20 protein-coding genes and 3 pseudogenes are annotated in these 23,597 nt (G+C 62.4%); 13 read left to right on the plus strand and 10 right to left on the minus strand.

Annotated features, from left to right (window positions below; genetic code table 11):
* Positions 1-10: 10 nt before the first annotated feature.
* A complete protein-coding gene (locus tag NCR34_RS22290; RefSeq protein WP_248324707.1) occupies positions 11-952 on the minus strand; it encodes a hydroxymethylglutaryl-CoA lyase in 942 nt (313 codons plus the stop codon).
* Between the two features lie 134 nt (positions 953-1,086).
* On the opposite strand from NCR34_RS22290, the gene NCR34_RS22295 reads away from it, so the two are divergent.
* From NCR34_RS22295 to NCR34_RS22305, 3 genes are all read left to right on the plus strand, one after another.
* A complete protein-coding gene (locus NCR34_RS22295; RefSeq protein ID WP_248324708.1) occupies positions 1,087-2,055 on the plus strand; it encodes a LysR family transcriptional regulator in 969 nt (322 codons plus the stop codon).
* A gap of 442 nt (positions 2,056-2,497) precedes the next feature.
* On the plus strand, positions 2,498-3,379 hold the full coding sequence (locus NCR34_RS22300; RefSeq protein ID WP_248324709.1) for an NmrA family NAD(P)-binding protein: 882 nt from the start codon (positions 2,498-2,500) through the stop codon (positions 3,377-3,379).
* Between the two features lie 71 nt (positions 3,380-3,450).
* A complete protein-coding gene (locus NCR34_RS22305; protein ID WP_248324710.1) occupies positions 3,451-3,912 on the plus strand; it encodes a MarR family winged helix-turn-helix transcriptional regulator in 462 nt (153 codons plus the stop codon).
* Between the two features lie 136 nt (positions 3,913-4,048).
* Here the strand turns inward: NCR34_RS22305 and NCR34_RS22310 are convergent, their stop codons facing one another.
* The 3 genes from NCR34_RS22310 to NCR34_RS22320 all read right to left on the minus strand — a co-directional run bounded on the left by NCR34_RS22310 (position 4,049) and on the right by NCR34_RS22320 (position 6,226).
* Positions 4,049-4,303 carry a DUF378 domain-containing protein gene (locus NCR34_RS22310; RefSeq protein WP_248324711.1) on the minus strand — a complete coding sequence of 85 codons (255 nt, stop codon included), beginning with the start codon at positions 4,301-4,303 and terminating at the stop codon, positions 4,049-4,051.
* A gap of 245 nt (positions 4,304-4,548) precedes the next feature.
* Complete coding sequence (locus tag NCR34_RS22315) at positions 4,549-5,283, minus strand: DUF4397 domain-containing protein (protein WP_248324712.1); 735 nt, start codon at positions 5,281-5,283, stop codon at positions 4,549-4,551.
* 28 nt (positions 5,284-5,311) lie between these two features.
* Entirely contained in the window at positions 5,312-6,226 is a 915-nt protein-coding gene (locus tag NCR34_RS22320; protein WP_248324713.1) for a MerR family transcriptional regulator, read from the minus strand.
* 370 nt (positions 6,227-6,596) lie between these two features.
* Here NCR34_RS22320 and NCR34_RS22325 point away from each other — a divergent pair, with 370 nt between their 5' ends.
* Positions 6,597-6,800 (plus strand): SRPBCC family protein, encoded by a 204-nt coding sequence (locus NCR34_RS22325; protein ID WP_248324714.1) that lies wholly within the window; start codon positions 6,597-6,599, stop codon positions 6,798-6,800.
* A gap of 484 nt (positions 6,801-7,284) precedes the next feature.
* Complete coding sequence (locus tag NCR34_RS22330) at positions 7,285-7,932, plus strand: cysteine hydrolase family protein (RefSeq protein WP_248324715.1); 648 nt, start codon at positions 7,285-7,287, stop codon at positions 7,930-7,932.
* A 177-nt stretch (positions 7,933-8,109) separates the two neighbouring features.
* Here the strand turns inward: NCR34_RS22330 and NCR34_RS22335 are convergent, their stop codons facing one another.
* Positions 8,110-9,864, minus strand: coding sequence for an MOSC and FAD-binding oxidoreductase domain-containing protein (locus NCR34_RS22335; RefSeq protein WP_248324716.1), 1,755 nt, complete (start codon positions 9,862-9,864; stop codon positions 8,110-8,112).
* A gap of 366 nt (positions 9,865-10,230) precedes the next feature.
* On the opposite strand from NCR34_RS22335, the pseudogene NCR34_RS22340 reads away from it, so the two are divergent.
* Both NCR34_RS22340 and NCR34_RS22345 read left to right on the plus strand, forming a co-directional pair.
* Positions 10,231-10,977, plus strand: a pseudogene (locus NCR34_RS22340) (acetyl-CoA C-acyltransferase); the annotation flags it as partial.
* Positions 10,978-10,995: 18 nt separating this feature from the next.
* Positions 10,996-11,193: pseudogene (locus NCR34_RS22345) on the plus strand (acyl-CoA dehydrogenase family protein); the annotation flags it as partial.
* Here NCR34_RS22345 and NCR34_RS22350 read toward each other — a convergent pair.
* From NCR34_RS22350 to NCR34_RS22375, 5 genes and pseudogenes are all read right to left on the minus strand, one after another.
* Positions 11,193-11,458: pseudogene (locus tag NCR34_RS22350) on the minus strand (transposase); the annotation flags it as partial. The pseudogenes NCR34_RS22345 and NCR34_RS22350 sit on opposite strands and share 1 nt — an antisense overlap.
* A 143-nt stretch (positions 11,459-11,601) precedes the next feature.
* Positions 11,602-11,970 (minus strand): hypothetical protein, encoded by a 369-nt coding sequence (locus NCR34_RS22355; protein WP_248324717.1) that lies wholly within the window; start codon positions 11,968-11,970, stop codon positions 11,602-11,604.
* Positions 11,971-13,318: 1,348 nt separating this feature from the next.
* Complete coding sequence (locus NCR34_RS22365) at positions 13,319-13,963, minus strand: response regulator transcription factor (protein WP_248324718.1); 645 nt, start codon at positions 13,961-13,963, stop codon at positions 13,319-13,321.
* Positions 13,944-15,482 (minus strand): sensor histidine kinase, encoded by a 1,539-nt coding sequence (locus NCR34_RS22370; RefSeq protein WP_248324719.1) that lies wholly within the window; start codon positions 15,480-15,482, stop codon positions 13,944-13,946. The genes NCR34_RS22365 and NCR34_RS22370 overlap by 20 nt, the downstream gene beginning before the upstream one ends.
* 39 nt (positions 15,483-15,521) lie before the next feature.
* Positions 15,522-15,908, minus strand: a complete 387-nt coding sequence (locus tag NCR34_RS22375; protein ID WP_371747509.1) for a response regulator transcription factor — start codon at positions 15,906-15,908, stop codon at positions 15,522-15,524.
* 429 nt (positions 15,909-16,337) lie between these two features.
* On the opposite strand from NCR34_RS22375, the gene NCR34_RS22380 reads away from it, so the two are divergent.
* From NCR34_RS22380 to NCR34_RS22405, 6 genes are all read left to right on the plus strand, one after another.
* Positions 16,338-16,670, plus strand: coding sequence for a DUF4148 domain-containing protein (locus tag NCR34_RS22380; RefSeq protein ID WP_248324721.1), 333 nt, complete (start codon positions 16,338-16,340; stop codon positions 16,668-16,670).
* Positions 16,671-16,740: 70 nt separating this feature from the next.
* Positions 16,741-17,535, plus strand: a complete 795-nt coding sequence (locus NCR34_RS22385) for an alpha/beta fold hydrolase (RefSeq protein WP_248324723.1) — start codon at positions 16,741-16,743, stop codon at positions 17,533-17,535.
* Positions 17,536-18,065: 530 nt separating this feature from the next.
* Positions 18,066-19,766: a tannase/feruloyl esterase family alpha/beta hydrolase gene (locus NCR34_RS22390; protein WP_248324725.1), complete on the plus strand. Its 1,701-nt coding sequence runs from the start codon at positions 18,066-18,068 to the stop codon at positions 19,764-19,766.
* Between the two features lie 227 nt (positions 19,767-19,993).
* Positions 19,994-20,905 (plus strand): LysR substrate-binding domain-containing protein, encoded by a 912-nt coding sequence (locus NCR34_RS22395; RefSeq protein WP_248324726.1) that lies wholly within the window; start codon positions 19,994-19,996, stop codon positions 20,903-20,905.
* Positions 20,906-20,989: 84 nt separating this feature from the next.
* Entirely contained in the window at positions 20,990-22,258 is a 1,269-nt protein-coding gene (locus NCR34_RS22400; RefSeq protein WP_248324728.1) for an MFS transporter, read from the plus strand.
* A 413-nt stretch (positions 22,259-22,671) separates the two neighbouring features.
* Positions 22,672-22,986 (plus strand): hypothetical protein, encoded by a 315-nt coding sequence (locus NCR34_RS22405; RefSeq protein WP_248324730.1) that lies wholly within the window; start codon positions 22,672-22,674, stop codon positions 22,984-22,986.
* Positions 22,987-23,597 lie beyond the last annotated feature (611 nt).

Below are 23,597 nucleotides of genomic sequence, written 5' to 3' on the forward strand. Positions count from 1 at the left end.
CATGTTGACCTCAAGCGTCGAGCGCAGCCGGAGCAGCGAAGGTTTTGGGGAGACCCGCGAGCCACAGCGCGCCGTGCAGCGATTCGCCTTCGAGCCAGCCCGCAACTTTCGCGCGCAACGTCAGCAATGCGGGAATGTCGATACCGGTTTCGATGCCCATGTCGGCGAGCATGAAGGCAAGGTCTTCGCTCGATGCGTTGCCGCTCGCGCCCGGCGCATGCGGACAGCCGCCGATGCCAGCGAGGCTCGCGTCGAAGCGCGCGACGCCAGCTTCAAGCGCCGCGTAGACGTTGGTGAGCGCGAGGCCGCGCGTGTCGTGGAAATGGCCGCACCAGAAGCGTTCGCCGGCGATCTTGCGCGCCTTCTCAAACAACTCGCGCACGGCGGCAGGACCGGCATAGCCGACCGTATCGGCGATGCTGACGCGGTCGGCGCCCGCATCGAGCAGCGCCTGCATGCAGCGGAGCACTTCGCTTTGCTCGACGCGACCCTGGATGGTGCAGCCGAAAGCCGTGCCGATACCGCCTTCGATCAACGTTTTCGAACCGGACGCGTCGCGAGCCGCGCGGATGCGCGCCACTTCGGCGATAACTTCATCGGGCGTTTTGCGCAGGTTCGCCAGACTGTGTTCGTGGCTCGCGGAAAGCGGCACGAGCAATACATCGGCGCGGGTTTCGATCGCGCGCTCGGCACCTCGCAGGTTCGGCACGAGCACCGAGACGACCAGGCCCGGCAGCGTTTTTGCGTGAACGACGAGTTCCGCGGTATCGGCGAGTTGGGGCAAAAGCCGGGCTGGAACGTACGAGCCGACTTCGATCTCCCGCTGACCGGCGGCGTATGCGTCGTCGATCCATTCGATCTTTCGTTCGGTAGGAACAATGCTCCGGATGCTTTGCAGACCGTCGCGCAAACCGACTTCCCGGATGGCGACGTTCGCGGGGAACGTGGGCATGTGCTGTCTCCGTTATCGTTGCCGATCGTAGGTCGTCGGCGTTGTGATAAGTTAAGACGTGCCTGATGATCCATGAAGCGGTATTTTGGAAGCGTCAGGCTTCCCAACGGGAATGTCACAGCGCGGAGACCTGCATGCGCGACATCGATCTGAAAACGCTGCGATTGTTCGTGGCCGTGTGTGATCACCGCAACATCGCGCGCGCGGCGGAGGAGGCGCATATCGAGCCTTCCGCGATCAGCAAGCGAATTGCGCAACTGGAGAGTGAGCTTGGCGTTCCGCTGCTGTTGCGCTCGCGGCGCGGCGTACAGCCCACGGCGGCCGGCAACGCGCTCCTGGAGCATGGCCGCAACGTACTGTTCACGATGGAGCGGATTGCGAGCGACGTTATCGCGTTCGGCGGCGGGCTGAAGGGTCGCGTAAGCGTGTGTGCGTCGGCTTCGGCCATTGCGGAGGCGCTGCTCGACGACATCGCCTCTTTCATGCGCGAGCCCGAGTATCAGAACATCAGGGTCGATGTCGAAGAGCGGCTATCGTTCGATCTCGTGCGGCAACTCCGCGAAGGAGCGGCGAGCGTCGGCGTGTGCTGGGATAACGTCGACCTTCAGGGGCTCGATTACCGGCCGTACCGTAAGGACCGGCTCGCGTTGGCGGTTCATAAGGATCATCCGCTCGCAAAAGAGGCGTCGCTCAGCTTTAAGCAGACGCTGGAACATGAGCACGTCGGCCTGCTGCCGTCCACGGCTGTCCATACGATGCTGCGGCGGGCGGCTGCGAGCGTAGGCAGAACCGTCTCTTATCGAGTGATCGTGTCCAGCTTCGATGCGGCTTTTCGCGTGGTGGCGGCCGGCCTCGGCATAAGCGTCGTGCCGGTGGAAGTGGCCGAGACATATAAACCGGTGCTTGCAATCAAGATCATCCCTCTCACCGATTCATGGGTGCAACGTCAGTTCGTCGTGTGCTTCAAGGATTTCGAAGCGCTGCAGCCTCCCGCGCAACGCATCGTCGATTATCTTTCGAAGCAGGTCCAACCCCGGAGCGACGGTCAGTTGGTGAAGGATTCGATGGGTCGCGGACGTCTCCAGTTGGCCAATGACAGTTAGGGGTCAAGTAAGGCACGCACAGGTCGAGTTGTCACCGACGTCGGCTTAACGTCGGCTAGGGCCGGCCGCCTTGTGCCGTCGTTCGAGCGACCGCTGCACGTGTCCGTATCCGTCCGCTGCCGACTGTGTCACGACCTTTCCGCCTAGCAGTCCCTGATGAGGCGACGTGGCGAAAAAACGCGCGTCGCAGATCGAACAGTGGCGGTTGTCCACGTCGCATTGCGGTCGGACCGCCGAGAATCGGGCGACCTTGCGCGGTCAGAGTGCGTTTGCTAGCCGGCAGCGACATGTTGCAGCCAGCGAGCTCGGAACTGTGACGCTTTTGGGCGCTAGATGCACTGGAAACACCAAGAACAAAAAACGCCTTGACGATAGGAGCATATGCTCATAATATGGATGTCAATGGAGCATATGCTCCTAAGTGACCGAACGGACTGAAGCGATGACCCAAGCTGAAATTCTTGTAAGCGGTGCGACTGGACGGACAGGAGGTACCGCCATTAACGAACTGCTCAGAATGGGCAGACGCGTGCGGGCTTATGTGCGTACAGACGACGACCGAGCGGCCGCCCTGAGGCAGCGCGGTGTTGATGTTGCGATTGGAGATTTCACCGACATCGACGACATTCGGGCAGCGATGGAAGGAATCCGATCGGCCTATTTCCTTCATCCGATCGCGCCAGGAATCATCGGAGCCGCGGCTTATTTTGCACAGGCAGCGAAGGAAGCGGGCGTCAAGGCAATCGTCAACATGTCGCAGATTTCCGCAAGGCGTGAGTCCGCGAGCCATGCAGCACAGGATCACTGGATTTCCGAGCGGGTCTTCGATTGGTCAGGCGTCGCGACGACGCATTTGCGCCCCACATTCTTTGCCGATTGGCTCGTCTATCCGCACTTTGCGAAGGAAATCTGGGCCACGAAGAAGATCGAATTTCCCTTTGGCAACGGACGTCACGCGCCCATCGCCACAGATGATCAGGGACGGGTCATTGCGCATCTGCTCTGCAAGCCTGAAGGTCACGAGGGCAAGACATACACGCTCCACGGACCGGTGGAGATGAACCATGTGGAGATCGCCGCCGCGATGAGCGAGGTGCTTGGCACACGCATCGAATATGCGCCCACATCCATTGAGGAATTCCGAACGAAGATGGAAACACTTTACAAGTTTCCGCCTTTTCTCACGCAGCATCTGGTCGAGGTAGCCCAGAACTACCGCGACGGAATCTTCTCCGGCACCAACGATGTCATCGAGAGGATCACCGGAAAGCCACCGCTTTCTGTCCACGAGTTTATCGCCAAGAATCGCGCCGCATTCGCGTAAACTGGCGGCTCACGCGGAGCTGGTCAGCTCAGTATTGTGCAGTCTCGTGATCGAAATCAGGAGTGAAACAGATGTTGCCGGTCAACCAGCCGCTTGGAATCGATCAATGCAACTGCTTCGCCGTGAGGAAGGCGAGCAGGCAGATTTCCCGCCTCTACGATAGCCATCTCGAGCCCGCTGGTTTGCGCATCACGCAGTTCCTCACTTTGGTCGCCTTGAACGAGGTGGGAAGCACGCCGGTCAACGCGCTTGCCGAACGGCTCGATATCGAGCGAACGGCGATGGGGAAAATGGTTGGCTTTCTGGAACGCGACGGCTACGTCACGATCAAGCCGTCGCCCACGGACGGCCGAAGCCGCCTCATCGAGCTCACCGAGGAAGGACGACGCCTGCACGAAAGGGCGGCCCCTCTCTGGCAGGAAGCGCAACGGAAGTTCGAGCAACTGAACGGCGTAGACAATGTCACGGCGTTGCGGGAGGGGTTGAGAGGGGTGGTCGTGGGCGACGTGTCGATGCGTTCGTCGGAAGACTGAGCCTTTAGATGCATTTGCGGCCACGACATGAGGTCGTGAAACCAGTGGGCATTCGAGGGAAGGGCTATGAATCCGCCTTGTCCGCGTCGCCTCTGGAAAGATGTGCCGCGCGTCCACGACCCGCGCGGCGCGCCGTTCAGTGATGCACAAGGCGATGCTCGCGCGCCGGCATGAACGCCCGGACCAACGAATATACCGCTGCAAGTCCCACGAGTACGTAAACAATGCGTGCGCCCGGAGATCCCGCGCCAAAAATCGCCGCGACGAGGTCCAGCTTCATGAGCCCGACGAGGCCCCAATTCAGCGCGCCGATGACGACGAGTGCGCCCGCCAGCCAGTCTACTGGGCTGCGACGAACACTGACGGTTCCTTCTGAGGTGGCAGTTGGCATAACTGAGCTCCATGTTGACAAAAGTGCTTGTGTGAATGCGCCGTCTTCGGCGTTGACCTCTCGCCTGGGCTGCCACTTCATCGGCCGCCCAGGCGTCCCGCAAAAAAGTTTGGATAGTTGACTGCCTGTCCCGCGCCGTAGCTGGCTTCGGTGGTCATATGGACTTCGATCGGACGCGGTCTGAGCGGCGCTCGCCCGCGTTAGGGGCCAACAGTGGTTGGTCCTTGCCAGTGTTTTCCACGTGCCTAGCGGTCGTCGAGCACCTTCAGCTGGAACGGCTGCGCGCCCGGCACCGCGAGCGCGCCAATAGCGACGATGGTGTCCACATCCCCGGCGGCCAGCGTCACCGGCACGCCGGCGGCGCTTGGCAGCACCGGTGTAGTCGTCCCGGTCGGCACGACGGCCAGCGTGTAGGTGCCCGGATCGAGCATCAGCGGCGTGGGCGCGGCGTTCGGGTAGGCGAGGTTGGTCACCGGCCGTGCGGCAATTGCGCCGCCGGCCAGCACCACGACGTCAACGGCCGGCGCGTCGGGCGACAGATGGATCACCCGTACCTTCGCCTTGCCGCTCACGGGCGTGCGGTCGTCGGCATAGGCGTGCAAGGCAAGCGCCTGTGTGCCGGTGCCGCTGAGCAAGCCGGTGGCGAACACGCTGGTGCTGGAGCCTGCGGCGAGGTTGGCGCCGTTGAGGTTCAGCACGCCGGTGAGCGTGCCTGCCAATGCGACCGACACGTCGTAGGTGCCTGCGTTCTCTCTCGAGTAAGCCGTCGCCGCTGGGAAAGTCACATTCTGGAGCAGCCGATTGCTTGTCGAGTTCGCAGCCCCTGGTGCCTTGAGAAAAACGTCCACTGCAGGCACGTCGGGCGCGAAGTGGGCTACGCGCAGCGACGCGCTGGGCGACCCGCTGTCACTCCCGCCGCAGCCCGTGAGCAGCGCCGATATCGTAAAGAGGGCGACGAACAACTTGCGATAAGCGTCCATGATGGACTCCTAAATGACGACGTTAAAATTAAGCTTCGCAGCGTCGTTCGGCGAGCGTGGCCGCGATCAGCCGCACGCCATCCTCGAGGTCGGTACCAACCGGAATGCTACCCGTCGACGCGATCGATTGCCGGTGGCGCACGGCGGTCGGGCCGCCGAAGAATACTGGCACGCTGATTTGCGTGACCAGGCTGCGCAACGAGCGTTCGATCAAACCCTCGGCCGGCTCGAGCGACGAGGAGATCACCACGGCGTCGCAGCAAGCACGCATTGCCGCCCCCGCCAACTCTTCGAGCGGCATGTTGGCACCGAGCACGATGGCGCGCATGCCCGCCTGCTGCGCCTCGATCGCGAACAGCAACAAGCCGATCTCGTGCTGCTCTCCGGGCGCACATGCGACAAGCAGACGGGGCCCTCGGGCATAGACTGCCCGGCGTTGCAATCGCGCGCCGAGTTTGCTGCGCAGATACGTCGCGAAAAAATGTTCCTCGGCAATTCCGCCCGGCACATCTCTCCAGCGTTCGCCGAGATGGGCGAGCAGCGGCAGTAGCAGTTGACGCGTCACCTGCTCGATCGGGTAGAGATTCAGCGCTTCGTCGTACACGCGGTCCAGCTCCGGCTCGTCGAAGCGCGTACAGGCCTGAACCATGCCGTCGAAGTATTCCCGCCATGGCCTTCGCACGAGGGCGCCAGCGCGAGGCATCGCCCGCTCGGCGTCGATATGCTCCCGCACCTGGCTGATCGGTACGCCGCGCTCAATCAGCGCGAGCACGCGGCGAATCTGCTCGACGTGGCGGTGCGTGTATAGCCGGTGTCCGCTTGCGGTGCGCGCGGGTTGAATCAGGTCATACCGTCGCTCCCAGGTGCGCAGTGTCATCGGGTTGATTCCCGTGAGCGCGCAGATCGTGCGGATTGGCAAGGTTTCGTCGTTCGAGGAGTTCATGGCTGTCGCGCGTGTCTTATGCAAAGGTTAGTCAGCGGACAGAGGATGTCAAGGACTTTACGCATGGCGGTGCTTCTCGCAGCCAAAAGCCTGCGACAGCGCCGAATGTCGGTGTATGAATGCACTTTCCCAGCGTTATTCAAATCCTATTCACTACACACATTGAGGCACTATTGTTGGTCGATGCGGACTGGCGAGTTGCCGCATAACACATAACTGGCATCGCGCGTCGAGACACGGCGGGTCTAGATGGCGTGGGCGAATTGCATCGTTACGTGGTCAGGCGGCGCCTGCCGTATCGCGTGCGCTTCCTTATGGGCGGCACGCGGGTCAAGCCGCTCCATTGCTCGAAAGCGTGACGAGCGGCCACGTGGAATGGCTCGCGCGCTGGGCGTTCTCATCGAGCGATGAACACACCGCCGACCGATACGCCTGGCGCGTGCGCACCGGCCGTGGCTGGATGAAACTGCTCGCTGCCGTGGCGCGCCCGATCTTCGAAGGGAATCACGACTACGTTAGCAAAAAGGCGGGGAAGCGCTTGCGGCGCGAAGCTGGTGGACATTGGTCATCGTGAGCGGAATAGGTAAGACACGAAGTCATCCAACTCGCGATTGTCTGCTCAGACCACAGCCGGCCGACTGCAAGACGGTTAAGCGAACTTCGTCGCGCACTGGACCCGCTCGACCGCGCGCTAGAGTCTCCGGTGTTCTCTCATCCTTCGACTGTCGCCCATAATGAGGTGATGTGAACTCGGCATCGTCGTATCGCAGCGCAGACGTTCCGGCCGGCGTCAGCGACACTTTGCAACGGCTCAGCCCGCAATTCACCCTGTCGCATTGTCGTCTTAATCATTAGCTTGTTAATGGCATGCACGTGGCGCTGAACAGGCGAAGCGCTTCAAGCGCCCCGTCGCCCAGCGCTCGTGCGCGAGAGCCTTGCATGCGCAACGCAATCTGCCGGACGGTCGTTGCTTTTCAACTTTTCGTTTTCTAATCTGATCGGGCAGGCTTGGAGCGAGGAGAGTTGCTGCGCCATCGTGCACTTTATTGGAGGCCGAAGTGTCCTTTGATCGAACTGAGACAGCCGTGGTTTTCATCGACCCGCAGGTCGATGTGTTGAGCAAGAATGGCAAGAATTGGGGCGCGGTGGGAGCAAGCGTGACGGAGAACAGAACGGTCGAGAACATGCTGCGAATCTTCAAGGCGGCGAAGTCCGCGAAGATTTCGGTTTTTATATCGCCACATTACTTCTTTACGACGGACCGCGCATGGTGCTTCAACGGGCCGTTGGAGTCGGACGAATTCGCGAGCGGGACGTTCGCGCGTAGCGGTCAGCTCAATCTAGAAGGTTTCGAAGGCTCCGGAGCCGACTGGCTCGACGAATTCAAGCCTTACATCAACGACGGAGAGACGGTTGTTGCGAGTCCGCATAAGGTCTTCGGACCGCAAACCAACGATCTCGTCCTTCAACTGCGCAAGCGAGGCGTCAGGAAAGTAATACTGGGAGGCATGCTTGCCAACATGTGCGTGGAGTCACATCTTCGTGATCTGCTCGAACAGGGATTCCAGGTGTATGTCGTTAGCGATGCAACGGCCGGACCGCGTCATCCTGTTTGGGGAGACGGCTACAAGGCGGCGATGGTCAACTACGCGTTTCTTGCCCACGGTGTGATGACTACAGACGAAGCAGTGTCTTCGATGGAGTGACGCCAGCAAGCCCGATTGTCAGTCGAATACCCTGTCGGCCTGAACGGCGTCTTGCGACCCTCATGGTTCATCAACTCCTGAATCGGTCGGTGATCCTAATGTGCTGGGTCGAGCAACGACTGGTATGCGCTGAATCTACTAGCAGTCTTCCGTCGTGTGGGTCGAACAGCCTCCAGCTCAGAGATCGACGACGATGTCCCGAACCGGCTGCGCGCAGCAGATCAGCAGGTTGCCTTCGGCGGGTCGGTCGAGCGGCTCCGGCTCATAGGCCACCGTGCCCGACACCAGACCGCTTTCGCAGTTGTGACAGACACCCGTGCGGCACGACCACCGCACGGGAACGTCGCAGGCTTCCGCCAGTTCGAGAACGCTCTGGTAGACCGAGCGATTCCAGTGCGCGGCAATGCCGCTCTTCGCGAACGACACCAGCGGCCCCGTGTCGGCATCGTCTTTCGGCAAATGGGGACTGCGTTTCGCGGCGCCGACGATGCCCGGATTCAGCGGTTCCCCGCCGTTGAAGATTTCGGCGTGAATCCGTTCCGGCGCGATGCCTAGGCCGGCGAGCGCCGCTTTCATATCCTCCATGAAGCGCGACGGTCCGCAGAGATAGATGTCCGCGTCGCGCGTGATACCGGCCACGCTCAGAACCGCTTGCGACAGGCGCCCCGTCGCATCGAAATCCACGCCCTCGCGGTCGCCCGCGGCGGGCTTGCTGTAACAGACGTGGCTTCGTCCGTGCGCGAGCGTAGACACCAGAGCGCGAACTTCGGCGGCGAACGGATGATGCTGCCCATCGCGCGCGGTGTGCATCCACAAGACCGGCCGCGTCGAGCGCGCCGTCGACAGCGCATGCAGCATCGAAAGAACCGGCGTCGCGCCGATGCCCGCGCTGAGCAGCACGACGGGTCCGTCGCCCGGCTGCAGAACGAAGCTGCCGCGCGGCGCGCTGACGTTGATCGTATCGCCCACGCGCACGTGTTGCTGGAGATAGGACCCGGCTGCGCCATCCGGCTCGATCTTCACGCTGATCCGGTAGCTCTCCGGCGAAGGCCCGCCTGAGATCGAATAGCTGCGGTAAAGCGGCGGTCCGCCGGCCGTTCGCTGCAGACGCAACACCAGGTATTGCCCTGGCAGAGCGGGGCGCAGCGGCTCACCATCCGCGCTTGTAAAGCTGATCGAGAGCACGTCGGCGGATTCCGGTTTGAGTGCGGAGACCTTGAGTGGCCGGAAACCCGGTGCGGCGGCATTCGCTGCCGCTGCCGCCGCGAGCCCGGGATTTCCACCCTTCGCGCCGTCTTTCAGAAGCGCCTCGAAAGACCGCCGCCACCCCGGCGACAGCGCTTCGATCCGTAACGCTCGCTCCAGCTGATCGCGTGGATGGTGAGCCGAGTAAAGCAGCGCATTGACTTGCGCGACGCTCATGCGTTCTTCGGCTTCGCCGATCTTCACGATCTCGTCGCCCGCGCCCACGTCGCCTTCCTGCAGCACGCGCAAGTAGAAGCCGGGTCGTCCGCTCGATGTGAGCAGGGCGGGCATCCGCGGTTCGTTCATGCGGATGCCGACGCGATAGCAGGTCACGCGGGGCTGCGTGACCTCGAACAGCGCGCTGCCGATCCGATAGCGGTCGCCGATGCACACATCGGAATCGGGCAGTCCTTCGATGGTGAAATTTTCGCCGAACTGTCCGCAGGCAAGGTCGTTGCGTTTCAGCTCCGTCTGCCAGTAGCGCGACGATTCGATCTGGTAGACGAAGACGGCGCGCTGCTCGCCGCCGTGGCCCGCGAGATCGCCCTGGCCGTCGCCATCAAGGTTCAGCCGTCCGACGCGGCATCGGCCGCGCACCGGTTCTTTCCAGATGCCGGTATGCACCGTGCGGCCCTTCCACTCGATGTCGCGCGGAAGCCCGACATTCACCGATAGTAGTCGCGCCATGGTCGTCACCGCTCGATGTGTTCGCACGGCACTTGCCCGCGCGGAGTGAAGCCCGATTCGCTGAGCCACGATCTCGGGTCCGTCTTTCAGCGTGAATGATAGTACGGACAAGTGTGGAGAGCGCTTTTCTGGACACTGAGCCGCTATTCGCGAACGCTGCGGCACCGCTCGCGCTTCCTCGTGCGTCGCAGCCGCTTGGCGCCGGCCGCGGCCGGCGCGCCTCTCTGCTGCCTGCGCAATTGGCGGTATGCGCGGGCACCGGGTTTCTCCAACAGTTGCTTAGTAAGCTTGAGGAAGTCCCGAGAACTTGATAAGCAACCGATGACGTACATGGTGCCTGGCCATTTGGTTGAGGCGTTTAAGTAAATGGCAATGATCGATACCGCCGATATCGTCGCAAAGCGTTACGGCATCAGCCGCGAGGCGCAGGACCGCTTTTCCGTGGAAAGCCAGCGGCGCACGGCCGAAGCCCAGCGCGCGGGCCGATACGCCGATGAAATCGTGCCCGTTACGACGACGATGTCCGTCACCGACAAGGAAACGAAGCTCGTCAGCTATCGCGAAGTGACGGTATCCGCCGACACCTGCAACCGCCCCGGCACGACCTACGACGCGCTTGCGAATCCGGTACCCGTCAAAAGACCGGACAAGTTCATCACCGCGGGCAACGCATCGCAGAACGCGGATGGAGCATCGGCTTGCGTGTTGATGGAAGCGAAGGCCGCCGAACGCGCGAACCTCGCGCCGCTCGGTGCGTTTCGCGGCTTCGCGGTGGCCGGCTGTGAGCCGGATGAAATGGGCATCGGTCCGATGCTCGCCGTGCCGAAGCTGCTCGCGCGTCACGGCCTGAGAGTCGACGACATCGGTTTGTGGGAGTTGAACGAAGCGTTCGCGTCGCAGGCGATCTACTGCCAGAAGAAGCTCGAGATTCCGCACGATCGTCTCAACGTGAACGGCGGCGCGATATCAATCGGGCACCCGTTCGGTATGACAGGCTCGCGCCTCGTCGGGCACGTGGTCATCGAAGGACGGCGGCGCGCCAAGAAATACGCGGTCGTCACGATGTGCATGGCCGGCGGCATGGGCGCCGCTGGTCTCTTCGAAATCTATTGAGGAAAGCGATTCGAGGATCTGAACTTCACTCCCGAAGACGAAGCATTTCGCGCAAGCGTCATACGCTTTCTAAATGAAAAGCTGCCCGCGCGGCTTACCGAGACGGCGCGCAATGGCGTGCGCCTCACGCGCGACGAAATGGTCGAATGGCATGCCATTCTCAACGAGAAGGGCTGGCTCGCGAATCACTGGCCGAAAGAGTACGGCGGCCCCGGAACCGCTTGGCGCTTTGCCTGCGGGCTTGCTACTTTCGACCTAACAGGTCCTTCAACGCGGCGTTGTCGAGCATCGAATCGGCCTCCTGCTCGCGTTCCTTCAGGCGCTGCGCTTCGGAGACGGTCATCCCGCCGAACTTCGCTTTCAAGTTGTAGTAGGTCGCTTCTGAGATGCGGTACTTGCGGCACAGTTCCGCCGGCTTCAGGCCAGCCTCGGCTGCCTTCAAGATGCCGATGATTTGTTGTTCGGTGAAGCGCTTCTTCATTGCCGTTCCTCTCTGGAACCGACTCTACACCGTCACCGTACTAAACGCGGGGAGCAGGTCAATCCCGCGTCTGCCCCTGTTCGCACTTGCGTTCAGGAGCTTTGTCGTTGAGGCGTCGTTCTAACTGTGCCGCGAACGAACCGTTATTTCTTGACCGGAGGTGCGCCAGGGATCGCGTTGACGCGGGCGGCAGCCGCTGCGTTCGCTGCATTCGCCGCGTTGATCTTGTTCCAGTCATACGACGGGGCGGCGCCGCGGTTCGGGCTGATATTTGGGTTCGGCGTCGCAGTGTTCGACGCATTGGGATTGTTATTCGCAGGCGGCGCAGGCGCAGCGGCGGGCGCCGACTTGACCGGTTTCGGCTGAAGCGTTTGGTTAATCACGGTTATCTGGCCAAACTTTTTCAGTGCCTGACTGTCTGCGGTGGCTGCCGTGGCAAAGCTTAGCGCAGCAACACCGACCAAACCAACAAGCGGGGCGCGCAGCCGCGCTGGTCGACGATCGTCGTTCATAACCGCCTCCTTGGTGCTGTTTACTCGAAGCAAGAATGCTTCAATCCGGAGTCCCATCCCAATTGAATGAGGAAACGCGATACTTCAACCGGAGCTCGCGCCGCCTCCGATGCTGCGGGTCAACATCTTGCGCGGCCTTATCGGTCGCTTGTAGCACAAATCATGACCAATCGGTGCGCAGCTTGGACGCTCATTTGGCCCCAAACGCAGGTCGCAGAGATTTTGGCACACCGGAATCGGACACACGAGCCGCACGAACTGATGTGTCTGCGTCGCCGGTTCGCTGCGGTGGCGCTACCGCCGAAGCGAACCGCGGGTGCCGGCGACTGCGGATGAGCGGCGTCCGCGTCGGCGTGCTGCCGATCGACCTAGCGGGTCAATAAAAACCGCTGCAGGCTAGGGGTCGTTGACCGCGTTGATGAAGTAAGTGAGGAACCAAGGCAAGAACAGTTGCGTATCGTAATAACTCACGCCAACGCTTAGTCTCGGTGGCTTTGCGGTCGCTTCGCCGGTCGCCGCACCGTCGTTGGGACGCGGGCTGTAGGCATTAGACTCGGCGGGAATTCGCTGGGCCATCTGGTCATTCGCTACCGGCCATGTGGCGCAGCCCGCAGTCATTATGGCGAGGGCAACTATCGAACGAACGGGCGTCATGAGGTCAACTCCGGCGGCATTAGTTCGACAAGGTGACGGGTTAGGAGTTCGTCCCGTTGTGCGGGCTCGCGCCCGCTCTCCCACGACGTTTGCGATTATCCTCGCCTGAAAGAACGAATGTATCGAAATCCCGGCATGCCTTGGAACCTTGTGCATCTGTCGCAAGTCGAGGAACTTGGCGGCAGCGCCGGGAAGAAGTGACGACCGCTTACGCGCATTCCGTTCTCGGTCGGCCCCGGGGGCGACGGCATTCTGGCGATCGCCCGTAGGTGACTTGGAGCGTGCGCGACGCGTCACTAACGGGCTCTCTGCACCCACCGCCACCCTTGACGCAAACGATCTCTTCCGTTTTACATAATATCAATTAGCACATTTCCGGTTGTAGGTCCCAAGTTCAAATGTCGTGTTTCTGCTAAGTAGAGATGTCGCACTTTGCCGTAGGTTCGTGGCCAGACAAGCGTTTCTGGAGCACGGACCATGAACTCGACTGGGACCATCACGATGTCGATGCGCGAACTGGACTGACTCAAGGTGATTCAGTCCGTTCCCGAGCGCCAACTCAAGCCAGGGCGTGCCGCCGAACGCCTGGGCATGAGTCGACGGCAAGTCGAGCGGCTGGCCAACCGCTATCGAGTCGATTGGCGCAGCGGGCCTGATCTAAAAGCCCCGTAGCCGGCCAAGCAATCATCGGCCCTCAACCCCGCTCCGCACCAACCCCCAACGCCTCTGCCTTGCGAACCAGATCCGCAAGCGAGCGCGCCTGCATTTTCTTCATCGCCTGTCCGCGATGAATCTTCACCGTGATTTCGCTCAGGTCCATTTCCGACGCGATCTGCTTGTTCATGAGCCCCGCCACGACGAACGCCATCACTTGGCGTTCTCGCGGCGTCAGCGATTCGTAGCACGCCCGCAGAGTCGCGACGGAGCGGCTCGACGTTCGCCGTTTCTCATCCAGAGCCAGCGCGTTCGCGACGGCATCGAGCATGTCCTGGTCTCTGAACGGCTTCGCAAGAAAATCCTGCGCGCCTGCCTTCATCGCTTTGACCGTCATCGCGATATCGCCGTGCGCGGTCATGAAGACGATCGGCAAGCCCAGTTCGCTCGCCGCAATCTGCTCCTGCACCGCGAGTCCGCTTTGCCCTTTCAGGCGCACGTCGAGGATCAGACAGCTCGGCACGTCCTGCATCTCGCACGCAAGGAACTCCTGCGCCGAAGGGAACGTCTGCACCGCGAGTCCCACCGAGCGCAATAACATGGCGACGGCCTCGCGCATGGAGTCGTCATCGTCGACGACGTAGACCATCGCATTGCTCGCGGCATCATCCGGCCTGCTGCTCATGACATGTCCCCCTATCGACGGGCAAGATGAACTGCAACGACGCGCCACCCTCCGCACCCTTCTCTGCCCAGATGCGGCCCGCGTGCGCCTCGACGATCGAGCGGCAGATCGACAAGCCCATGCCCATGCCGTCGTGCTTCGTCGTGAAGAAAGCGTCGAAAATGCGGCCCGCGCTCTCGTTACTGATGCCCGGTCCCGAATCCTCGACGATGACCTGCGCGTGATGTTCATCGAACATGCGCGTGGTGATGCTCAGGCGCCGCGCCGCCTGCTGCCCGGCCATCGCCTGCGCGCCGTTCATGATGACGTTGATGAGCACCTGCTGCAACTGCACGCGATCGCAGCACACCACAGGCGATGGCTGCGCGAGCTGCACGCCCACCGCCACGCCGTGACGTTCGAGTTCGCTGCGCACCAGTTCGAGCGCCTCTTCGACGGTTTCGTTCAGCGCCAGCACCGCGGCGGAGCCTTCGTGCTTCTTCGCCATCGCGCGGATGCGCCGGATCACGTCGCTCGCGCGCTTCGCATCGCGGATCATTTGCGCGATCGACTGTTTCGCCTCCGCGAGATCCGGTTGCGGCCGGTTCAGCCAGCGCAACGACGCATCGCCGCAGGTCACGATGGCCGCGATCGGCTGCGTGGTTTCATGCGCGATCGATGCGGCAAGCTCACCGAGCATCGACACGCGGGTTACGTGCGCCAGTTCCGCCGTCGACCGCGCCAGCGCCTCTTGCGCGAGCTTCGTCTCGGTGATGTCCATGAGCGCGCCGACATATTCCAGTTCACCGGTCCGCTGCACCACATGCGCGACGTAATGCACATGCTTGATGCCGCCATCGGGCATCGTCAGCCGATGCTGCACGTCGATGACCGGCGCGCCGCCCTGCTCGGCTTCGTAAGCGCCGCGCACGAGCGCGAGATCGTCGGGGTGCGTGCGCGCGAGGATGGCATCGATCGATGGAGTCACGTCGCGCGTGTAGTCGAAGATGCGATACGCCTCGTCGGACCACCACATCGTCCCTTCGGGCAAGCGCGTCGCGATGCTCGCCGTGCGGCTCAGGCGCTGCGCATCGACGAGAAACGCCTCGGTGCGCGCGAGCGCGCGTTCCGCCTGCTTGCGCTCCTCGACCTGCTCGCGCAGATTGGCCGTCGCGGTCTGATTTCTCAACGCCAGCCAGGAGGTGGTCGCGATCGCGAGCAGGCTTACCGCGCAACGGGCGATGGCCCCGGTAGACACCGAGTCGTCGTGAGAGAGGACGAAGCCCGCGAGCGTCAGGATCACGCAGCCCCACGCCGCGCGGACCGTTGCCTTGCGCCCGCCCGACGATGCAACGAGCAGCACGACGACGACGTAAAACACGGCGATCGCTATGTCGAGCGGCGTGAGCGCATCGATCAGAAAGACGGCGAGCGCGAGCACACCGGCGAGCGTCCATGCGATGCGCGCATCGGACCGCACGATGCCGGCCGGCTCGTTCGATTGGTTGCGGGAATCGGTCGGATCAAGCGGTGTGTGCATGGGCAGTCGAGTGGGCGTTGACTTGACGAATGCGTGCGCTTACCGGGCATCGGAATCGAACCGTTGCTGCAATGTGCTCAGGCATTCTAGTACGACCGCGCCATCCACCGGCTTGCCGAGGAAGCACAGCGCGCCGCCGTCGAGCGCCTGCCTGCGTACCGCATCCGATGCGAACGCGGTGATGAAGATGATGGGCAAGGCGAGACCCAGTTCGCGCAGCCGCTGCTGCAACTGCAAGCCGGTCATGCCTGGCATCTGCACGTCGCTAATGATGCACGCAACTTCGTCGAAATGCCCGGATTCCAGAAACGATTCCGCAGACGGGTAAAGATGCACTTCCCATCCGAGCGAGCGCACCAGGCTCGACGTGGCGGCGCGAACGGATTCGTCGTCGTCGATGACTGAGACCAGTGGAGGGGCGGCCAAGTGCATGTCCTCTATCATGTGATGTCAGCGCAAGCCGCGCATGCGGTCCTGCTCGTGTAATGCCATCTTAGCGAGCATCCCGGCTGCCGCACATCATATGTGCGTATAGCTTTTCGCTGCGACGGGGGGCGGGTCATACGTTGGTATGAGGGCATCATGCCCCGGGATACTGCCGCTGAACGTACGGTCGATGCGCGTCATCCGCGCGCCGTCTGAATGCCATGCGCGGCCATCCGAAAGGTCACGCGGAGCCAACGCCTGCATGGCCGGTTGCGCGCCTTCGTACGATGGGGCGGCAGGCCACACGCGACTACATTTCACTCACGGCTGCATCGACGACACGGTCAGCCGCTCGAAGCATCGCCTCGTACGTTTCAGGCACTTCAACGCCTTATTCGACTCGTTCAACTCAACCAGGGAGTATCAATCATGAAGAAGCTCGTCGTTTGCCTCGCCGTTGCCGCCAGTGCCCTCGCCGCGCCCGCTCTGAGCTTTGCGCAGTCCAGCGATCCAGTCACCCGGGCGGATGTCCGTGCAGATCTGGTGCGCGTCGAGCAGGCGGGATACAACCCGGCGCTTGCGAGCGATCCGCACTATCCCGACGACATCCAGGCCGCCGAAGCGAAGGTCGCCGCTGAACAGGCGAGCACCGCTTATGGCGGCGCGCAGCAGCGCACGTCGTCGGGCGGCCCGGCACGCGTGTCGATGACATCGACGTGCGTCGGACCGGCGGGTTTCTGCACGCCCTACTTCGGAAGTTGATTCGTCTCGGCCGGGTCTCGCGCCCGGCCGGAGCATGTCCAACCTCTCGTATCCGTTGATGGAGACTCTCGTGAAAGTTCTTCCGCATGCAGCCGTGGCGCTCGCGCTCGCTACTGGTTTCGCCGCTTCTTCGCTCGCCGCTACGCCTGTTTCAGCGCCCAAACCCGCGCCAGTCAAAAATATCGTTTTGGTCCACGGCGCGTGGGTCGATGGTTCCGGATGGAAGCCGGTCTACGACATCCTCGTGAAAGACGGATATCACGTCAGTCTGGTGCAGGAACCGTTGACATCGCTGGCGGACGATGTGGCGGCCACCCGCCGCGTGCTCGACTTGCAGCACGGGCCGACGATACTCGTCGGGCATAGCTATGGCGGCTCGGTCATCACGGAAGCCGGCGCGCATTCGAACGTCGTCGGACTGGTTTATGTCGCGGCGCATGCGCCTGCCGTGGGGGAGAATGAGAGCGCGCTCGGCAAAGGCATGCCGAGCTACACGTCGAAGCAATCCGGCGCGATCGAGAAGACCGCGGACGGCTACACGTTCCTCGATCCGGCGGTGTTTCCCAAATACTTCGCGGCCGACCTGGCCCCGGCGAAAGCCAGGTTCGAATCGCATGCCCAGATGCTGACCGCGGCGAATGTTTTCTCGACGCCGTTGACGGCTGCGGCGTGGACGTCGAAACCGAGCTGGGGCATCGTCGCGGGGGATGACAAGATCATCAATCCCGATCTCGAGCGCTGGTATTACGCGCGTGCGCATAGCCACATGACCGTGATTCCGGGCGCAAGTCATGCCGTGTATGAGTCGCGTCCGCGAGAGGTCGCTGCGGTCATCGAGGATGCGGCGCGGCATGCGCAGCTGTAGCGGTGGCCACTGATTCTTCTCGTTATGCGCGCGCGTGACAGAAAGAAGATGGCCGGTCCCGCGTCAGCGTCCGGCCATGCGGATGAGTGCTTTCTGACGTTAGCTGGGCTTCCGTTGCGATCGCGAGTCGTCGGGCTTACCAGCTAGACGAAGCGCCCGCACGGTCGCATTGACGCTGCCCTTGACGGCCATCGCCAGCGCGGTCTGGCCGCCTAGTGCCCCACGCCGGCACCGACGGCGAAGCGCTTGCCTTGCGCGACATCGGGGATCATCGCCTCCGCGCCGTTCTGCCAGAACTTGCCAGGATCGCTAGCCGCGCTCGTTCGCGACGAGCATGCAGAAATTGTCCTCGTAGCACCTTTTCGAGTCCGAATCTGACCTCGCGCTGCCCAGATGTCGCCACTACTATCGAATGGCTTCGACTGGTGGCATGCGTCGGTCGCGCTTCACGGGTCAAGCCAGTTCGCGGCTAATGCCGTTACTGCTAAACAAGCCACGCCCACGTTAGGCGCTATCTATAAGGAGACGTTATGGCAACAGGTCAGTGGTGCATTGCGAGGGCCGCGCGCGTGATCGCGGCTGTCGTCACTTCCGCGGTTTCGGCATACAGCATCGGTGCGACGCCGCCAGCGGGACACGAAGCCGCCTGCCAACGTCTTCAGGGCTTCGTGGTGCCGGCTTCGGAAATTGGCGAGCCCACATCCGGAGCGAGCGTAACTGCGGTCAAGCCGGTCACCGCGAGCGGAAGCGGTGCAAGCGCGTTACCGGACTACTGTGAAGTGACAGGCAAGATATCGCCGGTCGACAGGTTCGCGCCCGACATCCAGTTCAAAGTCGCGCTTCCCGCCCAGTGGAACGGCAAGGTCTTGATGTTCGGCGGCGGCGGATTCGACGGCACTATCCCCAATGTGGCAGGCAACGTACCCAATGGTCCCGTCGATGCAGCTGTGCCGCTTGGTCGCGGCTACGCGACGTTCGCCAGCGACTCCGGCCATCAGGCCAACGCGTTGGGCTCTCAGGACGGACGCTTCGGTGCGAACGACGAGGCGGTGAAAAATTTCGGCGGCGACGCGCTGAAGAAGACCCACGACGCGGCTTTGGCGATCATCAAAGCCCGCTATGCGCATTTGCCCCGCGAGGCCTATTTTGCCGGGGGCTCGACTGGCGGGCGCGAAGCAGTGACGGCCATTCAGCGCTGGCCGTCAGACTGGGACGGTGCCATCGCATGGTACCCGGCATGGGACGATGCTGCCGCCCTGCTCGGAGGGCAGCGCATGAGCCGCGCCCTGGCGAAACCGGGCGCGTATCTGTCGGTGGCGAAACGCCAGGCCGTGTACGACGCGGCGATGCAGGCATGCGATGCGCTCGACGGCGTGGCCGACGGCTTGATCAGCGACCAGCGGCAATGCAATGAGCGATTCGATCCGTCGGTCGCTACGCTCAACGGTGCGCCGCTGCGCTGCCCCAAGGGCGCGGACAGCGGCGACCATTGCCTGTCCGACGCGCAGATCGAGGCGTTGAAGACAATTAATACCCCAACGCTGCTGCGCTTTCGACCGGCTAGTGGCGAAACCTACTATCCCGGCTACAACGTGTGGGGCGCCGACCTCGGAATCACGACCCGCACTTCGCCGGTCGAGCCGGTGGTCACGTTCCTTGCATTCGGAACATCGCAGCCGGCCGATCCGATGCCGCTCACGGCGCCGTACATCAGCGTTCTCACCGACCAGTGGATCAAATATTCGGTCACGCGCGATCCGAACTTCCATTCTCTGTCGCTCGACCCGGAACAACCGGGCGTGTGGGCCAACCGCATCAGCGATCTGAGTCAGCAACTCGACGCCAGCACTGATATCTCAGCGTTCCGGCGGCGTGGCGGCAAGCTCCTGCTCGTTCACGGACAATCCGATGTACTCGTCAGCACCCGCGCCACGGAGTTGTACTATCGGCGGCTGCAAGCGCGATTTGGCGATGATCGCGTCGATTCGTTCGTGCGTTTCTACGAGATTCCCGGCATGGGACACGCTGCCAGCAGTACCTTCAATGCCACTTGGGATTCTTTGTCGGCGCTCGCCGAATGGGTCGAGCGAGACAAGGCGCCAGTCGCGCAAGTGACAAGGGATACGGCCGGCGTTCCGGGCCGCACGCGACCGCTATGCGACTATCCGAAGTGGGCCCGCTACGAAGGCGGCGACGTCAATGACGCTGCTTCGTTTCGGTGTGTGCATTGAGCACCCCAGCGCCGTCGGACGCGGGCAAGGAGGTGCATTTCGATCGCGCTCGAATGCCCGTTCCCGACGCTCTCTTGGTCCGCCGAAGGTCGAGGCATTCGCCTCGATCGACGAGAGTCCGACGGAGTTGTTGCTGGCGGCGCTCGCTAGCTGCTTAGAGCGCGGCGACAAGCGGCGCCCTAACGATGGCAATATAGACGCACACGCCGTCGATCCCATACGCCGACATGCCCCAGCGCCTGCCACCGCTCAATGCCCTCCGTCTCTTCGAAGCCGCTGCGCGACATCGCAGTTTCAAGCTCGCCGCCGCCGAACTCAACGTGACACCTGGCGCGGTGAGTCACGGCATCGGCGCGCTGGAAGACATGCTCGGCGTCGAGTTGTTCATCCGCGAGCCGCGCGGACTGTCGCTGAGCGCCGCGGGCGAACATTATCTGCCGTACATCGCCGAAGCATTCTCGCTTATTGCGATCGGCACGCAGACGCTGCCCGGCAAACATAAGCGCCGCACGATCGCCGTCACGTGTGCGCCGACGCTTGCCGCGCGCTGGCTCGTCCCGCGCCTCGCGGATTTCCGCGCGCGCTGGCCCGACATCGACATCACGATAGACACATCACGCCGTCAGGCGGGCTTTCCCGTCGATGGCTTCGATTTCGGCCTGCGCCTCTCGCGTGGTCCCGTGGATGGCGCATCGTGGCAGCGTCTATTCGGCGAGCGGCTCGTGCCCTTGTGCAGTCCGTCGTATCGCGCTTGGCTGACGGGCGCGGACGGCGTGCCTGATCTGGCGCGCGCCGCGCTCATTCATGTCGATACGGCGAGCGAGGACTGGCAGGCGTGGATGGACGGCGCGGGCATCGACGGCCTCGATCTGCAGGCCGGCCTGCGTTTCGATACCGTTCAACTCGCCTTCGATGCCGCGGCGGCCGGGCTCGGCGTGGTCGTCGGCCGTCGTCCGCTCGTCGATCGCGAACTGGCGGCGGGCACGCTCGTGGAAGCCTCGGCGACGAGCGTCCAGACGCAAACCGCTTACTGGCTCTGCGAGACGCCGCAAGCCAGCGCCCGCGCGGACACCGCCGCGTTTCGCGACTGGCTGACCGAGCAGGCGGCGGAGTTCGTCAATAGCAACGGCGACGGTTGAACTGCGCTCATCCGCCCGCGAAAAGTTTTCGTTTGTCGGCACGGGCGTTCGTTTGCGACGATGGCCGCAAGGAGGATTTGCGCCATGCCGTCACTGCCAAGCACTGCGAACACTACGAGCACGAGCCGGGTCACAACTTGGGCGCTCATCGGCGCCGCCGCGCTGATACTGAGCGCCGCGATGGGCGTGCGCCAGACCTTCGGGCTTTTCATCGGGCCGTTCTCCTTCGATCGCGGCTTGCCCGTCACGCTGATCGCTTTCGCCATCGCGCTACACAACCTCGTCTGGGGCTTCGCTCAGCCGTTCGCCGGGGCCGCCGCCGACCGATACGGCGCCGCCCCCGTCGTCGCGATGGGCGCGGCCACGTTCGCAGCGGGCCTCGCGCTGGCGGCCGCCGCGACTTCCGGATGGATGCTGGTCCTCGGGCTCGGATTGCTCGTTGGCATCGGCATCAGTTGCACGAGCTTCGGCGTCGTGCTCGCGACGGTCGGACGCGTCGCGTCGCCGCAAGCCCGCAGCGTCGCGATGGGCCTCGCGAGCGCGGGCGGATCGTTGGGGCAAGTGCTGATGGTGCCGTTCGCGCAGGAAGTCCGTGTGCATGCGGGCGTGGCGGCGTCGTTATATGCCCTCGCCTTCCTGCTGCTTCTTGCTGCGCCGCTCGGCATCGTGCTGCATCGCGCGAGCCGCCGGAGCAACGCGTCGATGGCGGTGCCGGTATCTGGCTTGAACGAATCGCGCCCGATGCCGTTGCGCGAGACGTTGGGGTATGCGTTGCGTCATCGCGGCTATCGGCTGCTGACGCTCGGCTTTTTCACATGCGGATTTCAGCTTGCGTTCATCGCCACGCATCTGCCGGGCTATCTGCTGCTCTGTCACATGCCGGTCGGGCTCGGCGCGACGGCGCTCGCGCTGATCGGCTTCTTCAACATGATCGGCAGTTGGGGATGCGGGTGGATCGGCGGACGCTGGCGGCAACATTACGTGCTCGCGTGGCTCTATCTGATTCGCGGGGGCGCGATCGCTCTCTTCGTCCTGTTGCCGACGACAAGCGTGTCCGTCGTGATCTTCGCCGCGGTCATGGGGCTGACGTGGCTCGGCACGGTGCCGCTCACCAACGGGCTGATCGCGAGGGTGTTCGGCACGCGGCATCTCGGGACGCTGTTCGGCGTCGTGTTTCTGAGTCATCAGCTCGGATCGTTTCTCGGCGCATGGCTCGGCGGTTATGTCTTCGACACGACCGGCTCTTACTCGCTGATCTGGGGCGCCACGGCCGTTGCGGGACTCGTTGCGGCGCTGCTGCATTTTCCGATCGATGACCGGGCGGTCGGCGAGGCTTCGCTTGTGGCCTCGTAATGGGGCGGAACGGACCGCCTCTACCGCCTAGAACGACGCAATGCCCCGTCCGGCGTAATGCGGGCGTCGCAGGTAACACGTGAGCGACTCACACGAGAGCACGGCGCTTTCGACGAAATGCGTGAAGCTTCGCCTCAAACTAGCCGGACCTGCACAAAGGCTCAAGTTATAGTCGTGCAGGCCGTTATCGCGATGGTAGACGACCATTCTCCGCCAAAAGCATGACCTTCCGCACAAAAACAATAACTGCCCTTGCGTTCGCAATCCTTCTCTCCGGATGCTTGACAACGGTTCCTAGCGTTGAGACGGAGCGGTCCGGAAACGCACAGACAAGAGTTCAGATCGCACGCGGAATACAGAGTCCGAAGATCGACGCAAACGGATTCTTGGTAACCCCGTGGATCCGCAGCGCGATGATGTCTGCTTTTGCTATTCGCGCAACTCAACTCGGACTTCAAATCGATCCGAACGGAGTGCCAGTAACAATTCACATCACGGGTGTTCGATCAAAGTCTGACGCGGCGCGGATGGCGTTCAACTTTTTAGGCGGAGCGGAATGGGTATCCGGAACGGTCAGCGTGGGAGACGCTAGCTTCAACGTCCACGAGGATACTTGGCTCTATTGGATGCCAACAGGATACCGGACGATCCAACAGGTAGCTGGAGCTGTCGGCACGCAGGTTGCGAACGGTGTCGCCCTCGTTGCAGGCATGCCGCTGGACGACTAAAGCAAGTGCACGAGCATCTCGTAGGCCCGGTGCCCAAGCCTGCGGAGAAGCGCACACTAAACACGATTTCGGTTGCGCCCACCGATTGAGTACTTCGTGATGAACGCCATTCGTTGTCGACAAACTCGCCGAATGCGCCGAAAGACGGCTCTGTCAGGATTCCAGGCCACTTCAACATGCGGTGAAGTCCAGTTGTGCCAATGCCGGGCGGGCGGGTAACTATGGGTGTCCGCCGACTGTATGAACCGTCGGTGTCGGCCGGTCAACAGTCGCTTAGCCTTCTGGAAACCTTCTACTGCTAGAGAATATTCAAAATCTCGTCAACGCTGATGAATCGAAACTCATAAGCACCGTTACCAGTGCGATGGATAGAACCAGCACATGGGTAAGGAAAGTGCGCGGGCATGATTATGCTTTCGGTGTCAGCGTGGGTTTCGAAGAACGCGCGTCTCGATTGGCGAGACTGGACAGGATCTACACAGAACCTAGTGTTCCAGTCTGGGTTTTCGCATTGAAAGGGAGTGTGGAATAGATGTAAGCGGTCCATCTTCGACGTCTGGCAGTGAGCGACAGTAGCGAGGACCATAGGTGTCCACCTATCTTGGAGGTGG

Origin of the sequence: Caballeronia sp. GAWG1-5s-s, from assembly GCF_023631445.1 — a bacterium.
Lineage (GTDB): Bacteria > Pseudomonadota > Gammaproteobacteria > Burkholderiales > Burkholderiaceae > Caballeronia.